Origin of the sequence: Halalkalibacterium halodurans (assembly GCF_004376175.1) — a bacterium.
In the GTDB taxonomy this organism is placed as follows: Bacteria; Bacillota; Bacilli; order Bacillales; family Bacillaceae_D; genus Halalkalibacterium; species Halalkalibacterium halodurans.
Genome location: NZ_SNUY01000012.1, coordinates 1 through 14,393, shown reverse-complemented (window position 1 = coordinate 14,393; position 14,393 = coordinate 1). Strand labels below are relative to the sequence as shown.

Sequence of the window (14,393 nt, the reverse complement as noted above, 5' to 3'; positions counted from 1 at the left end):
ATGGCTGGACATGTTGATACATCCAAAGGACTACCTTCTCATCCGGAGCGAGCAACCCTTGAAGGAAAAAATAAGTTTCTCGGCTTTTGGTTCTTCCTCGGTGGGGAGACAATCCTTTTTGCCACGTTTTTCGGAACCTATTTAGGTCTTCGTAGCGGAACAGCGGATGGCCCATTACCACAGGATATCTTTGCACTACCTCTTGTCTTCATTATGACGATGCTACTTTTAACAAGTAGTTTGACAAGTGTTATTGCGATGGCTGCCATGAAGAAAAATAAATTCGGTGCCATGAAACTATGGATGTGGATTACAGTATTACTTGGCCTTGGATTCCTTGGCTTTGAGATTTATGAATTCTATGAGTATGTGCACCATTATGAGCTTGGCTTCTCTACAAGTGCATTTGCATCTTCTTTCTACTCTCTTGTAGGTTTGCACGGAGCCCACGTTGCGTTCGGTCTTTCGTGGATCATCACGTTGTTGATCCGTTATAACCGTTCCGGCATTACACTAACCAATGCACCGAAATTTTACGTAGCAAGCTTGTACTGGCATTTCATCGACGTCGTCTGGGTATTCATCTTTACGGTCGTCTATCTCATGGGAGTACTAGGCTAGGAGGTTGATCATATGGCAGATAATCTAAGTCAACCATTTGAGAAAAGTGCAATGACACAACAAGAGAAACGTCAAGCGAGCAAGGAAATCCGTAGACAGTTCATTGTTTTTGCGTTAATGATCTTCCTAACGATCATTGCGTTTCTAACAGTTGCCGCTGATGTCGTTCCAAGAACATTTGCAATTCCGTTCGTCTTGTTATTAGCTTTGATTCAATTCACGTTGCAATTGTTATTCTTCATGCACATGAAGGATAAAGATCATGGCTGGGCTAACGTCTTTATGATTACCGGCATTTTTGTTACGGTGCCAACAATTGCTGCGCTCATGCTCTTATTAGGCGTAACGAAATGGTAATTTGTTGTTTCAACCATCTCTTGCTCTGCAAGGGATGGTTGTTTTTAATTATGAAACAGTGGAGTTTCCCACCAGCAGGAAAAAAGGGGAGAGATCCGTTTTTCGTTCATTAGATTGTAAACGGTCAGCTAAGCTCTATTCCTTCATTTGTAGTATAATGAACGGTGGAGAATGACGAGAGAGCAAAGGAGGAAAGCTCCATGAAGCAAAGTGGACAAGTTCTGTCCGAGGCACCAGTGAAAAAGCGAAATTACCGGCCGATGATTATTATTTTAACGATCGTGATCAACGGACTTGTCGCCGTATTGGCTGGACTGCCAGGAGTGGAAGATTTCGATGCATTTAATGTGCATATTTTACCAATGATGAATGCTATCTTTAATAGTTTTACGTTTCTTTTTTTACTAGCTGCATTAATTGCCATTAAGAAAGGAAATGCTGTTGTTCATAAACGGTTCATTTACAGTGCGTTTATTACAACATCGCTATTTTTAATCACGTATGTGACCTATCATTACCTTTCTCCTTCCACCCCATATGGTGGGGAAGGAATCATGGCGGGGATTTATTACTTCATTTTGTTTACGCACATCGTCCTTGCCGCTTTGATTGTCCCATTGGCGTTAACTGCCGTGGCGCGAGCATGGAACCAAGAGCATGAGCGACATCGGAAAATCGTCCGCTGGACCATGCCTTTATGGCTATACGTAAGTTTAACAGGTGTATTAGTTTATTTGATGATCTCTCCTTACTATTAGAACAAGAGGTTTTGAATCTGAAAAGAACGATACGATAATAAGCGCCGTTCCGTAATGGGCGGCGCTTAAGTCATTAAAGCTGCTTATAAAAGCCCGTTGCTTTCGGGACGAAGCCCGCAGCTTCATAAAACCGATTGGCTATTTGACGTTCCTGGCGATTTCCGCTATTCAGGACGATGGTGCTAATGTCATGCTTGATCGCCCTATCTTCTACCGCTTGAAGAAGTTTAGAACCAGTCCCTTTTCCTCGCTCACTGGCATTGACCGCCAAGGCTGCGATTCGAACGTATGATTCATTTTTTCGAAGGCGAGCTGATGGATGAAGCCGAAAAACCCGATAGGAGATGAATCTTTTCTCACATAGAGCCATAAATGATAATCACGATGGGAAAGGAGCTTCTCTAGTCGCTTATACAGATGCTCTCTTTTTGTCGGATAGCCTAAGTCTTTCATTAAGGGTATGAGGCTTTCTGTATCCTCTAATGTGGCAGGGCGAATCATCCCCAATTCTTCCTCCCTCAATAAAGTTTAATTTTCTCGCTAATACTCGTGTATTCTCCAAATTTCACTAACACCAAATAGTAATCTCACCAGTACTACTGGATAGAAGTAGAACGAATTAAAATTTCTTACAGGGGATAATCCATCCTAACGTCCAAACTGGTATAGTTTGGTAATTGAGTAGTATGACCGTGCCTATAAATCTCCACGCTACTCACGGTCGCTAACCCTCCCATGTCTCTCCGGATTGGTATCCATACCTTCCTTCGTCCTGCGTATCCATGAGGTGGAGGTCGGATAAGCTCCTTTGCTGGGTCATAAGCCCGTATGGTGAAAATAAACTCCGACTCTGCACTATTGGTGTTTGTTATTTGTAAGTATACAGATGATGCACGGCTTTACATGGAGTGGCGGGCATGGTAGGCTTCCTTAGCCATGGGCGAATCATTGGATGACTCGCCGCTTCGCCAAGGAGCCATGCCCGCAGAGGCTCCGTGTCAAGCCACTTTGGGTGATCTGCTTTCTAAGGTTACACTGCCTGTAATCCATCCATTTGAGGAATATCTTTTATTAATCTTGAACCATCAAATTCACACTGTTTTTGACCAATGACAAACAACACACGTAGTAACTTACAACACAAGGCAATCAAAGATTGTTGCTTTTTCAAAGGGCGTTCAGGGCGTTTGGTGTAATAGTGATGCAGGGCTTTAAATGTTGAATTATGGGCGACAAGGGGACGAATCGCTAAATATAAGGCTCGGCGTAATCGTTTCCTTCCTCGCTTTGTAATCCTTGTTTGCCCTTTAAATTTACCTGAACTGTGCTCACGTAATGATAGCCCTGCTAAGTTCACTAATTGTTGAGGATGAGAGTACTTTGAAATGTCCCCAACTTCCGCAAAGAATAATCCAACAGTCACCGCCCCTAAGCCTGGAATTTTCATCATTTGTTGGGCACCAGGTAATGTTTCAACGATGGCTTCTAATTCCTGATCCAACTCTTCTAATTGCCGCTTAAAAAGCTCATACTGCTCAATAAGATTCTTCAGTTCACACTTGGCAAATTTCAAGCCTACTTCAATTCCAATGCTCTTTTTGGCTGTTTCTACAAGCTTCGTTGCGCGCTTAATGCCAACTCCTCGTTGGACATACGGTTTCCATTCTTGAAGAACCCTCTCTGGTGTCTTTTTATGAATATCAGAGGGGAACGGAAACAGCTTTAGGGTACAGAGAGCGGCTTTGCCTTCCCAATCTCCAAACACATCGAAAAACTCTGGAAAGTAGCGTTGAATCACATTTTGAATGCGACCTTCTGTGATCATTAATTGTTCAGTAAGCTGATCTCGAATTTTTACGCATTCTCTTAGTTCCGCATATATGCCATCTAAGAGGTTTGGTACAGAGTATCGCCCATCTTTGATTAACTGGGCGATCACTTTTGCGTCTTTCGTATCGTTTTTCGTTGGAGAATTGTCATCAAGTTCTTTACTTTTCTTAACGTGCATTGGGTTCACGACGACAAAGTCGTAACCTTTTGCCGTTAGATAGTAAGCAAGACTCTTCCAATAATGTCCTGTTGGTTCTACGCCAAAAATGACGTGATTCTTCTTGTGTTTTTCTTGGTGTTGCTTTACCCACTCAACGAGGGCTTCAAAGCCAAAGATTCGATTTTCAAAGATCAAACGCTTTCCAAAGTCTAATCCACGATCATCTTGAGCACGTGCGACATGTTTGTCTTTGGCAATATCAATGCCAATAATGAGTGTTGATGGTGTGATTTGCGAGATTTTGTGATTTTGAGTATAATTCATTACGAGTCCTCCTTGGTTACTAATTTAAGGGTCCATTTTTGCTTCGAAGCTTTGGACACCTCGTATCATACCAAGAGGGCTCTTTTTTGTTCAATCCTCAAATTTCTTCATTACAGGAATGCTCCTTATAATTTAAAATTCAACTTAATGATGCCAGCTTCTTTGGCTGATTGAAAGGCAATGACAATTAATGGACCGACAATAAAACCGACAACGCCAAACAGCATGAGACCGATGTACATGGCAATAAGCGTCGCAAGGGGGGACAAACCAATATGCTGCCCCATCACTTTAGGCTCGACTGTACGGCGGATGATTAAAAGAATCGCTGCTAAGATAAGAAGTTGTGTTCCGACTGCGACATTTCCGGCGATTAGCTGAAACAAGGCCCACGGACCTAAAATCGCAATCGAACCGATAATCGGAATAAAATCGATGATCCAGATGACGAATGCCATGAGTAGTGCATATTCAGGAACGATAAGAAGCAGGCCGACTAACGAAACGACAAAAATGATAATACTCACGAGAAACTGCGCCTTGATAAACCCTGAAACCACATAGGATAGACGTGAGGACATAAACGACACTTTATCCTGTGTTTTTTCAGAAAGGTAGGAATAGACTTTTTCTTTTAGTCGTGGCAGTTCCAACATAAACAAAAATAACGCGATTAAATAGACGATAATGGTGACTAGATAGCCTGGGACACTTGTAACGAGCGATGTGATATCACCGATCCAATCACGGTCTGCTAAGTCTTGCCGCAGTTTGTTTAACGTATCGGTCACTTGTAGGTTAATTTCATAAACAAATTCTGGTGGTAAATCTTCATACCGGTGTTCCAAATCTCGCTGAAACAGGAGCCAAGCTCTGTTAATATCATTCCTGAATCCGTGATGAAATCATTTCCAACATTGCCTCCAAAGCCTGTTATAATAATGTTATCAGCTGATTTATGTTGATAATTTTATTTCACCAGGCAGGTGTAGAAATTGGTTAAGTTTATATTAGAAAATTCCGATGATACATTGACGACCCATTCAGGTCTTGGTTTAATAGGTTTGCTTTTATCAAAGACAAAGTTTCACAAACGTTTTTCATCCTTGAAGGTTCCAGAAATTAAGTCATCTCCGAAGATTCTTAATGGTGATGTTACCACTTCTTATGTGGGTCTATTGTGTCAAGGTAAGAATGATTTCGACCATATCGAACAATTTCGAGACGATCCCTTCTTTTATCGTGCATTGGATATTAAATTGGTTCCATCAAGTCCCACACTACGGCAACGTCTCGATCAAATTGCCAAGGTGACTGGATGGAAATCCATTGTTCTAGAAGAATCGGCTAAACTAATACGGCAATTTGATTCTCCTGTCACTCCAACAGTAACTAGTGATAAAAAAACATACGTGCCTTTAGATATTGATGTATCGCCATTTGATAACTCAAATACCAAGAAAGAAGGGGTTAGTCGCACATACAAAGGATGTGATGGATATTCCCCTAACTTTTCCTATTTAGGTCTAGAAGGCTACGTTGTAAATATGGAACTTCGGGAAGGAAGCACACACGTTCAAAAGGATACTGAGAAATTTCTTGAGAACAGTATTAACTATTCTCGGATGATTACGGACCTATCGTTACTAGTCCGTATGGACGCAGGAAACGATAGTGTCGAAAATCTAAAAGTTTGTGTCAATGAAAAGGCCGATTTTATAATTAAACGAAACCCTCGCCGTGAAAAGCCCGAAAACTGGCTCATGGTAGCCGAACAATTCGGCAAATGCGTTCAGGAGCGAGAAGGAAAACGTGTATTCTATGGTGCTTTAGAAACAACTCCAAAGGGAATGAAAAAAGCCATTCGCCAAGTTTATAAGGTAACGGAAAGGACAATCGATAAAAACGGACAAATCCTCTTAGTCCCAGATGTTGAGTTTGAGAGCTATTGGACTAGCCTACCTAATGAAACAGAGGAAATAATTGGCCTATATCACGAACATGGCACTTGTGAACAATTCCACAGTGAATTAAAAACAGATTTAGACCTAGAACGTTTTCCTTCGGGTAAATTTGCCACCAATGAATTGATCTTACATCTTGGGTGTTTAACCTACAATCTCCTTCGGGTTATTGGCCAAGAAAGCCTAAAATCAGGAGATGCACCACTTAAAAGAAAGGTTTTTCGTCGCCGTGTAAAAACAGTAATCCAGAACTTAATTACACTGGCATCAAAAGTTGTTAAGCACTCTCGGAAAGTTTACTTAAAATTCGGGAACTATAGTCCTTGGTTTTCCACTTTTAAGCGTCTGTATCTTTCATTTTCGACATAAGTCTAGGAAACTGAATAGATAATAAGACCTGTAAAAAAATGTCTGAGCAGGTTTTATTTGGTGTACTCAAAAACGAACGTATTTAACTTAAAAAGCAATGAAATGAAAGAAAATTAGGATTTATCAAAATCGATGGAACCACTGCTTTTTATCACGGATTCAGGTCATTAATATATTGGGGAATATTTTCAACAATCGTAACCCCTTGCGTAATAACTGTTGTGACAACATAATAGCCACATAAACCAATGAGGCAGACGAAGAGCGTGAACACGACCATGACAGAGAAATTTCGTTTGAGCTTCGTCTTCACATGAAGATAATGAACTGCAGGTGAGAGAATCATAGCTGTGATTAATGCTGCAACAAGTGGAAGAGAAACAGGTAAAATGAAGTAGGCAGCAATCACTAGGATGAGAATGGTTAACGCGATAAGCACATTACGTTTCGTAAAGATGGCAGACAATTTCAAGCTCCTCTCTGAAAAAAACAACTACCTTTTATTATAGTATGGGACACGTTGATTGAACAGTAGGACGATTCGTTTTTCATTGAATCTTAAGGGATTGTCAGACGATTCATGTGAGGGGTGAGCGGTGGAACGTAGATTGCCTGTTACCGTATTTAAAGTCCGAAATGGCCCCCATTAAAGATCGTTATTTCTAGAACCTATGCACTATAACATGGGTAAAAGAACTAGGAGATGAAAGAGATCCCAACGAAAATGAAGATGATTGAAAAAAGACGAGCATCCCTGAGGATGACACGTCTCTTTACGTTTAGACAGGACTATGTATCGTTCCTATTCACTGTCAAGATTCGCTTTGATTTGTTCGAGCTTTTTTGTACAGCGATTGACGATTGGTTCAGGAAAGTCCTCGCCATCGTATTCTACACCGTGAGGGTAATAATGTTTGCCGAGAATCGGGGTGAGCATTCGTACAACGCAATCATCATGAGGGATGTCTCCTTTGATCGCATAGGCTGGGACACGAAGATAATAAATGTCCTCTTGATGGACAATTTTTAAATCAAATGTCACTCGTTCATAATCCCATTGACCAGCATGTATAAAGCCCGCTGATTCAGCAGCATGACGCAAGCTTTCAAATCGTACTTCGCGTCCTTCAAACTGAAACTGTTCAAATTTCACGTAAAGTCCTCCTTTTTAACAACATGACCAGATTTCCTCATCTAATGATAGTATGAATACGCTTAAGATGCAACGGATGATTCATGAATGTTTTATGGACAAAGGAAAAAGTATGTATGAAAAACAATCGTTGTGCAAACAGTAACATTGAACCAATCAAAAGGAGGAAATCGTATGGAACATATTCGCGATGTCATGACGACAGATGTTGATTACTGTTCACCTGATGACAATATTTTCGAAGTTGCGGTAAAAATGGAGCGAGATAACGTAGGGGCGGTTCCCATTTGTGAAGAAGAGCAACTTTTAGGAATGGTTACGGATCGTGACATTGTGATCCGAAGTGTTGCGAAGAAAAAACCAAATTCCACACCGGTCAAAGAGGTAATGAGTGAGCACCTCGTGACAGCGACTCCAGATATGACTGTTCAAGAAGCGGCCAAACTAATGGCGACAAAGCAAATTCGCCGTCTTCCAGTCGTTGAAAACAATCGTCTTGTCGGCATTTGTTCTCTCGGTGATTTGGCTGTTCGCGATTCTTCTGATCATCAGGCAGGAATTGCCCTTTCTGAAATTTCGGAGCCGTCAAACGTCTATCATTAAGAAAACGTTGTTATAAAAGCATCTGAACTGTTCAGGTGCTTTTTTTATCTTATATGGGATCAAACGGTGGGACTCGCCGATTGGCAAGTGTTCTTCATCGACAGAATGGGTAAAAATGTGGCAAGCTATTACAAAGGAAAAGAGAGTCACATCAAGAAAATGTAAAGGGAGAGGGGGAACGAAAATGAAAAAACTAGTCTTTCTTTTATTTATCGTACTAGCAGGGACTATTTATTATATAGAAGCGATGATTTACACGGAACAAGACGAAGTATTGGAAGAAAAGACAAAAGAAGAAACAGAAGCGCAAGAGACGATTGCATGGGATGGAGAGGCAGATGAAGCAGAGGAAGAAGAACCGATGCTTGTGCCTGAAGGAACGATTGATGGAATTTATCTCGGGATGACCAGTGAAGAGTTAGTTGACCTCGTTGGAGAGCCAACGCGAAGAGACCCTTCGGCATACGGGTATGATTGGTGGATTTATCCTATGCAAGAAGGTCAATATATGCAAGTGGGTGTGGAGGATGAAGCTGTCGTCACCTTGCTTTTAACGGGCTCTGATTTAGGGTTGGAGAAATTGGAGTTAGGAGCATCATATGATGATTTAGGCCATCAGTTCACATTTGAAAACCGCGTGAACTTTGAAGCGAATGGCCAATCTTATCAGTTTGAGTTATCCGATTCTGATGTCAAGATGAGACCATTGGTCGAATATAGTAATGGATATGCGGTGCTCTATTTCGATACGTTTGAAGATACATTATCGAGTATTCGATTTTTAGATGGTGAAACGCTCTTGCTTGAACGGCCATATTCAATTATTTATCGCGGCGAGCTCCCAGAGTATGAAGTGCCCTCACCAGAGATTCAAGAAAGAATCGAACAAGGGAACGCCCAGCAAATCTTTGATATTACAAATGTCATTCGCCATCGTCATGATTTACCAGCCTATGAATGGGATGAGGCTGCTGCGAATGTTGCGTACATGCATAGCCGTGATATGGCGGAAAATGAGTACTTTTCCCATACTTCACCGACAACTGGAGAGTTAAGAGACCGGTTTGAGGACGAAAGTATTCTCTTTCGGATGTTAGGAGAAAACATTGCTGCTCATTATGTAGACGGAGCAGCTGCAGTAGAGGGATGGCTCAATAGTGAAGGACACCGTGTTCCTTTATTAAGTGATGAATTTACCCATCTAGGTGTCGGTGTGTTTGAAAAATATTATACACAAAATTTTTTAGTCCCATGGGATGAACATTTGCGCCATTAAAAAAAGAAGTACATGAAAAGGAAACTTGCCGATCGGCGAGTTTCCTTTTTGACGATTTTAGTCAATAATGTTCGTTAGATTTCTTGACAAGTCAGAATTGTATGACTACGATGGAGGCATATCTTAACAGTTTGGGGGAAAATTTGATGAATCATGAAAACCAATGGCAGTTAGAAACAAAGGCCGTTCATTCAGGACAGGAGATCGATCCGACAACGTTGTCGCGAGCCGTCCCATTGTACCAAACGACGTCCTACGGATTTAAAGATACAGACCATGCGGCGAATTTATTTTCACTAAGTGAATTTGGCAATATCTATACCCGATTGATGAACCCAACGACAGATGTGTTTGAAAAACGTGTGGCTGCGTTAGAAGGAGGAGCGGCAGCTTTAGCGACGGCCTCAGGGCAGGCGGCCATTACGTATTCGATTTTAAATATTGCGGAGGCTGGAGATGAAATCGTGTCCGCTAGTAGCCTTTACGGCGGAACGTATAATTTATTTTCGATTACGTTGCCAAAGCTAGGGGTAAACGTCCGTTTCGTTGATCCATCGGACCCAGAAAACTTCAAAGCAGCGATTACTGAAAAGACGAAAGCCATTTTCGCTGAGTCGATTGGAAACCCTAAGGGAGACGTGTTAGATATTGAAGCGGTGGCGAAAGTTGCACACGATCATCACCTTCCCCTCATTGTCGATAACACGTTTCCAAGCCCATATTTGCTTCAACCGATAAAGCACGGCGCAGACATTGTTGTGCATTCAGCAACAAAATTTATCGGTGGTCATGGGACGTCGATAGGAGGGATCATTGTCGATGGAGGGACGTTTGATTGGGCGAAAACGGATCGATATCCAGGGCTAACAACACCTGATCCGAGTTACCACGGTGTTGTATATACAGATGCGGTCGGTCCAATTGCTTATATTATTAAAGCGCGTGTTCAGCTATTGCGTGACATGGGGGCAGCCATATCGCCATTTAACTCGTTTTTACTGTTGCAAGGGTTGGAAACGTTGCATTTACGGATGGAGAGACATAGTGAAAATGCCTACAAAGTAGCAGAGTTCCTTGAGCAACATCAAGCGGTCGAATCGGTGAGCTACTCTGGACTGCCATCCCATCCATCCTACCCATTAGCGAAAAAATACTTGCCTAAAGGCCAAGGGGCTATCTTAACGTTCGAGGTAAAGGGCGGCGTTGAAGCAGGAAAGAAACTCATTCATTCGGTCCAGCTATTCTCCCACCTTGCCAACGTAGGTGATTCAAAATCGTTGATCATCCATCCTGCAAGCACGACCCACCAACAGCTCTCGGAAGCAGAACAGCGAGACGCAGGAGTGACACCTGGGATGATCAGACTTTCGGTAGGAACCGAATCGATTCATGATATTATCACCGATCTCAAACAGGCGATTGAGGCGAGTCAAGCGTAAAAAAAGCGGGAAATCCCGCTTTTTTTTGCGTTATAACTCATCCACGGCTCCGCAGAACAAAAAAAGATCCTGTACCCATGGCGACGGTTTCCCCCTGGTCGGTGTATACTTTTCCCTCTACGACGATTCGCTGTTTTCCTTGGTGAACGATCGATGCAACAGCTTGTAAATAGGTGCCCATCCCTGGTTTCACGTAATGAATGTTTAACTCACTCGTAACAGCCGATTGGCCGTCTGGAAGTTGCCTGTTGACCATTTGTCCCATCGCCGTATCTAATAATGTCGCTGTGATTCCCCCATGAACCATATTTAGCGGGTTGTTTACGAGCGGTCCGATAGGTAACCTCACTTCAAATCGACCATCTTCTCGCTCTTGACTTTCTATCTGTGTAAGGCTTGCAAGGTATGTCGCGTACCGCCTTTCTTGCTTGGCGAGAAGCCCATCAACGATAGACGATAAAACGTCCTTTTCCTCTTCATTCGCGGTGGACAAAAAACGCTCCATTTTGTCCACGATTCGATCTTGCTGCAGTCGTTTGTCCATAAAATCGCCTCATTTTTCCCTTATTGATCATTTTTCCTCTTTATTTTACCAAGGATTGATGGACAGGCCAACGAGAATTGGGCGCACATTGGACTAGGCATTTCCCTATTCTATAAATAAGAGGGTTGGAAAGGAAAGGTAGATGTCTTATGAGTAAAGAATCTCGTCTCCATCCAAGTGTCGCGGAGTTCAAAAAGTTTGTTCAGGAGCATCCATTGCTTATCCGAGAAATAAAACAATCAAACAGGCCGCTACAAGAAGTGTATGAGGAGTGGATGATTCTCGGAGAAGATCATGAGAAGTGGAAGGCGTATAAGAAGCAAGAGGAGGTTGCTACCGATTCAGAGGTTGAAGAGCAGCCAGCTGAAAAGACGGGTGAAAAACAAGAATCCACCGGACAGCTGCTTCAACTTGTGAAAAACATCAATATGAATGAATTGCAAGGGCATCTTGCGCAATTTAGCGAAGTCATTGGTAATGTACAAAAACTGATCCAATCGTTCCAGCAGCCAGGAGGGCAAGGTAGGGCGTCAGATCAGGACCATCCTTTTTCGTTTCGCCGGGATTAACGGTATGAAGGAGAGTGTCGTATGAGACGTGAAGTAATACACGTTATGGAAACAAACCCTGAGTTAAAACGTTTTTGCCGCCAGCATCCGATTTGGTATCGGCGATTAAGCAGAGATCCCCAACAGCTAGCCGAATTACAAAAAGAAGCTAACTACTTTTTTGGTCGAACCTTTGGCCAACGTGTTGATCGCGTTCAGAAAAACCTAGGTATGATCATGATGTTAATCGAAATGCTTCGGGCGACAAGGGGGTAGCTCAAGGCCTTTCCGTCGCCCGTTATACATAATTCTCGCAATCAGACTAATACTATAGGCAATCAAAGGAATTTTTCGGGAGTGATTTGGATGCGTGTTTTACTTTTCTTTCTTGTTGGATACTTATCCTTTTCTGGAATAGCTGATGGGACAAGCACCATATCAATTGAACCGATGCAGAGTCTTGGCGTTATCTCTGTCACATCAGGACAAGAGGAATATGAATTGGAAGTACGCTATGAAGTGAAGGGGGACGAGGTGTATGTGGAATGCATGTTGGATGGGTTTAAACTATCGCAGGAACACGTAGGCACCCCTCACCACGAGGGCGAAGGGCATTTACGAGTCTATGTGGATGGAGAATTTGTCGGTGCTCTTTTTCATAAAGGATTCGTTGTCCGGGGACTGAACCCCGGGAAGCATGAATTAACGGTTGAAGTCTTACAAAATGACCAAGCGCCCTACGGACTTGAGGAAACGATCACGTTTACGATTCCTGATGATAACGCTTCTTAACGTACGCTTCGATTCGTTTCACGATTGGGACATCGAGCATGTGCAAGCCTTGATTTCCAAATAATGTATTAAACTCGAGAAAATAAAAGTGATCGTTGACTAGGGCAATGTCAAATCCTGCATGATCAATTCCTAGGTCTGCCGCTACCTTTTTGACGAGGGTGATCGCTTCCTCTGGCACGTCATTAAAAAAAATCTCCCCACCTTGAGCCACATTGTTTTTAAATTGATGATCACTTTGGCGCCAGTAAGCGGCTACCACATCATCACCGATGACACAAATACGGAGGTCGCGTTCGATCGGTAAGTATTCTTGAACGTAAAAGTAAGGGTTTTGCTCCGCATATTCATAAAACTCCTCGGCCGATTGAATGAGAAAAACGCCTCGACCCATTGAGCTTCGATATTCTTTTGCCACAAAAGGAAACGTGAAGGTACTTAGCACCTTTTCAATGTTTTCTGGGTTTCGCCCTAAGATGAGCGTAAAAGGGACATGTTCAGGACAGACACTCCACAGTGCTCGAGTAACTTCTATTTTGTTATGGCCCATTTGTATAGATTGAATGCTTGGGAAAATAGGCTTCTTCATCCCGTATACGAGTGCGTTCACTTGCCAATTTTCAGGGAACAAACAAACGTCGGCTGCGATGATTTTTTCCCTTTCCTGAAACATGTGTTCAGGCTTTACATATTGAATGTTGGCCATTCCGATCGTGCGAAATGGATTAAATGTGACAAACTTCAAGGAGCTATCCCCTTTCTTGATAGACAAGCTATATTCAGTTAAGTCGGAAAAAATTATAGATGTCCTACTTTAAAATGTCAATTGGAAGGAGAAGGTCGAATGCGCATTCAATTCGGCTATGTCGCCATGAGTATGGAACTTGCCAATGCCTCACCATCAAAAACGATGACAGCTGCTCAGTTTGAAAAAATCGAAGATCACGAGGCAGGTTTGCGAAAACTCGAACGGATTGCCAAAACGAACTTGCACAATTGCCTTAGGTTGCTCAAACACAACCTTGCCTACCAGATTTCATTTTTCCGCCTTTCTTCAAAGCTTGTACCACTCGTGAATCACCCTTTAACAGAAGGATGGAAGTACGAGTTAGCCATTGCGGAAGAGCTTCAAGCCGTAGGAGAATTTGCCTCTGAGCACCAGATGCGGATCGACTTTCACCCTGATCATTTTGTTGTGCTCAATAGTGAGGCAAAGGAGATCACAAGGCGATCGTTGCAAACCCTCCTATATCATTAATAGACTCTCGGCATTCGCCGAGCTTTGTGGTTCAAGGATTTTCCTCAAACCAATTTATTTCATCCCTCCTATTTTAGGTGGGATTTTTTAATGTTCATTTTTTAAAACTGGAAATTAATTATCAAAATATTTTCTCGAATTCGACAAGAAACACTTGACTTTTCAAAAACACCACAATAATCGCCGGTGAAGGGATTATTTTCCCTTACTACTTGTGATTGAGGTGCCAAAATGAAACCAACGTTTATTGCACACGAAACTTATCAAAACTTCGTTCTAAATCAGTTAAATGCCCATTATTCTGGCGGCATTCTTACCCTTGTTAATAAGGATTGGCCAGTAATTAAAAAGCTTTGGATAACTGATCTCTCTTCGGTAACTACATGGCTTGGTGATT

General features: G+C 42.3%; 17 protein-coding genes and 1 pseudogene. 11 read left to right on the top strand and 7 right to left on the bottom strand.

Annotated elements, in window-relative coordinates; genetic code table 11:
• From E2L07_RS05965 to E2L07_RS05955, 3 genes are all read left to right on the top strand, one after another.
• Positions 1-621 (top strand): cytochrome (ubi)quinol oxidase subunit III, encoded by a 621-nt coding sequence (locus tag E2L07_RS05965; RefSeq protein WP_010898764.1) that lies wholly within the window; start codon positions 1-3, stop codon positions 619-621.
• A gap of 12 nt (positions 622-633) precedes the next feature.
• A complete protein-coding gene (locus tag E2L07_RS05960; RefSeq protein ID WP_010898763.1) occupies positions 634-978 on the top strand; it encodes a cytochrome o ubiquinol oxidase subunit IV in 345 nt (114 codons plus the stop codon).
• 200 nt (positions 979-1,178) lie between these two features.
• A complete protein-coding gene (locus E2L07_RS05955; protein ID WP_053430878.1) occupies positions 1,179-1,736 on the top strand; it encodes a DUF420 domain-containing protein in 558 nt (185 codons plus the stop codon).
• 73 nt (positions 1,737-1,809) lie between these two features.
• Here the strand turns inward: E2L07_RS05955 and E2L07_RS05950 are convergent, their stop codons facing one another.
• The 3 genes and pseudogenes from E2L07_RS05950 to ytvI form a co-directional block, all read right to left on the bottom strand.
• Entirely contained in the window at positions 1,810-2,106 is a 297-nt protein-coding gene (locus tag E2L07_RS05950; protein WP_134229119.1) for a GNAT family N-acetyltransferase, read from the bottom strand.
• Positions 2,107-2,766: 660 nt separating this feature from the next.
• Positions 2,767-4,050, bottom strand: coding sequence for an IS110 family RNA-guided transposase (locus E2L07_RS05945; RefSeq protein WP_003320755.1), 1,284 nt, complete (start codon positions 4,048-4,050; stop codon positions 2,767-2,769).
• 125 nt (positions 4,051-4,175) lie between these two features.
• Positions 4,176-4,937, bottom strand: a pseudogene (gene ytvI / locus E2L07_RS05940) (sporulation integral membrane protein YtvI); the annotation flags it as partial.
• Positions 4,938-5,045: 108 nt separating this feature from the next.
• On the opposite strand from ytvI, the gene E2L07_RS05935 reads away from it, so the two are divergent.
• Complete coding sequence (locus E2L07_RS05935) at positions 5,046-6,383, top strand: IS1380 family transposase (protein WP_134229117.1); 1,338 nt, start codon at positions 5,046-5,048, stop codon at positions 6,381-6,383.
• A gap of 151 nt (positions 6,384-6,534) precedes the next feature.
• Here the strand turns inward: E2L07_RS05935 and E2L07_RS05930 are convergent, their stop codons facing one another.
• Together E2L07_RS05930 and E2L07_RS05925 are read right to left on the bottom strand one after the other, a co-directional pair.
• Positions 6,535-6,849, bottom strand: coding sequence for an AI-2E family transporter (locus E2L07_RS05930; RefSeq protein WP_134229116.1), 315 nt, complete (start codon positions 6,847-6,849; stop codon positions 6,535-6,537).
• Between the two features lie 336 nt (positions 6,850-7,185).
• A complete protein-coding gene (locus E2L07_RS05925; RefSeq protein ID WP_010898757.1) occupies positions 7,186-7,536 on the bottom strand; it encodes a YugN family protein in 351 nt (116 codons plus the stop codon).
• Between the two features lie 174 nt (positions 7,537-7,710).
• Between E2L07_RS05925 and E2L07_RS05920 the strand changes: the two genes are divergently transcribed.
• The 3 genes from E2L07_RS05920 to E2L07_RS05910 all read left to right on the top strand — a co-directional run bounded on the left by E2L07_RS05920 (position 7,711) and on the right by E2L07_RS05910 (position 10,854).
• Positions 7,711-8,139 (top strand): CBS domain-containing protein, encoded by a 429-nt coding sequence (locus E2L07_RS05920; protein ID WP_053430880.1) that lies wholly within the window; start codon positions 7,711-7,713, stop codon positions 8,137-8,139.
• A gap of 184 nt (positions 8,140-8,323) precedes the next feature.
• The gene (locus E2L07_RS05915) at positions 8,324-9,415 is read left to right on the top strand and encodes a CAP domain-containing protein (protein WP_134229115.1); all 1,092 of its coding nucleotides are present in this window, start codon (positions 8,324-8,326) and stop codon (positions 9,413-9,415) included.
• Positions 9,416-9,561: 146 nt separating this feature from the next.
• Positions 9,562-10,854: a homocysteine synthase gene (locus tag E2L07_RS05910; RefSeq protein ID WP_010898754.1), complete on the top strand. Its 1,293-nt coding sequence runs from the start codon at positions 9,562-9,564 to the stop codon at positions 10,852-10,854.
• Positions 10,855-10,891: 37 nt separating this feature from the next.
• Here the strand turns inward: E2L07_RS05910 and E2L07_RS05905 are convergent, their stop codons facing one another.
• Positions 10,892-11,398, bottom strand: coding sequence for a PaaI family thioesterase (locus E2L07_RS05905; protein ID WP_134229114.1), 507 nt, complete (start codon positions 11,396-11,398; stop codon positions 10,892-10,894).
• A 149-nt stretch (positions 11,399-11,547) separates the two neighbouring features.
• On the opposite strand from E2L07_RS05905, the gene E2L07_RS05900 reads away from it, so the two are divergent.
• The 3 genes from E2L07_RS05900 to E2L07_RS05890 all read left to right on the top strand — a co-directional run bounded on the left by E2L07_RS05900 (position 11,548) and on the right by E2L07_RS05890 (position 12,738).
• Entirely contained in the window at positions 11,548-11,967 is a 420-nt protein-coding gene (locus E2L07_RS05900; protein WP_010898752.1) for a YlbD family protein, read from the top strand.
• A 21-nt stretch (positions 11,968-11,988) separates the two neighbouring features.
• Positions 11,989-12,222, top strand: a complete 234-nt coding sequence (locus tag E2L07_RS05895) for a YlbE-like family protein (RefSeq protein WP_053430885.1) — start codon at positions 11,989-11,991, stop codon at positions 12,220-12,222.
• A gap of 90 nt (positions 12,223-12,312) precedes the next feature.
• Positions 12,313-12,738 (top strand): DUF2846 domain-containing protein, encoded by a 426-nt coding sequence (locus E2L07_RS05890; RefSeq protein ID WP_233443833.1) that lies wholly within the window; start codon positions 12,313-12,315, stop codon positions 12,736-12,738.
• Here the strand turns inward: E2L07_RS05890 and E2L07_RS05885 are convergent.
• A complete protein-coding gene (locus E2L07_RS05885; protein WP_053430887.1) occupies positions 12,710-13,483 on the bottom strand; it encodes an ATP-grasp domain-containing protein in 774 nt (257 codons plus the stop codon). The genes E2L07_RS05890 and E2L07_RS05885 overlap by 29 nt on opposite strands.
• Before the next feature lie 99 nt (positions 13,484-13,582).
• Between E2L07_RS05885 and E2L07_RS05880 the strand changes: the two genes are divergently transcribed.
• A complete protein-coding gene (locus E2L07_RS05880) occupies positions 13,583-13,996 on the top strand; it encodes a hypothetical protein (protein ID WP_412733938.1) in 414 nt (137 codons plus the stop codon).
• The last annotated feature ends 397 nt before the right edge of the window (positions 13,997-14,393 follow it).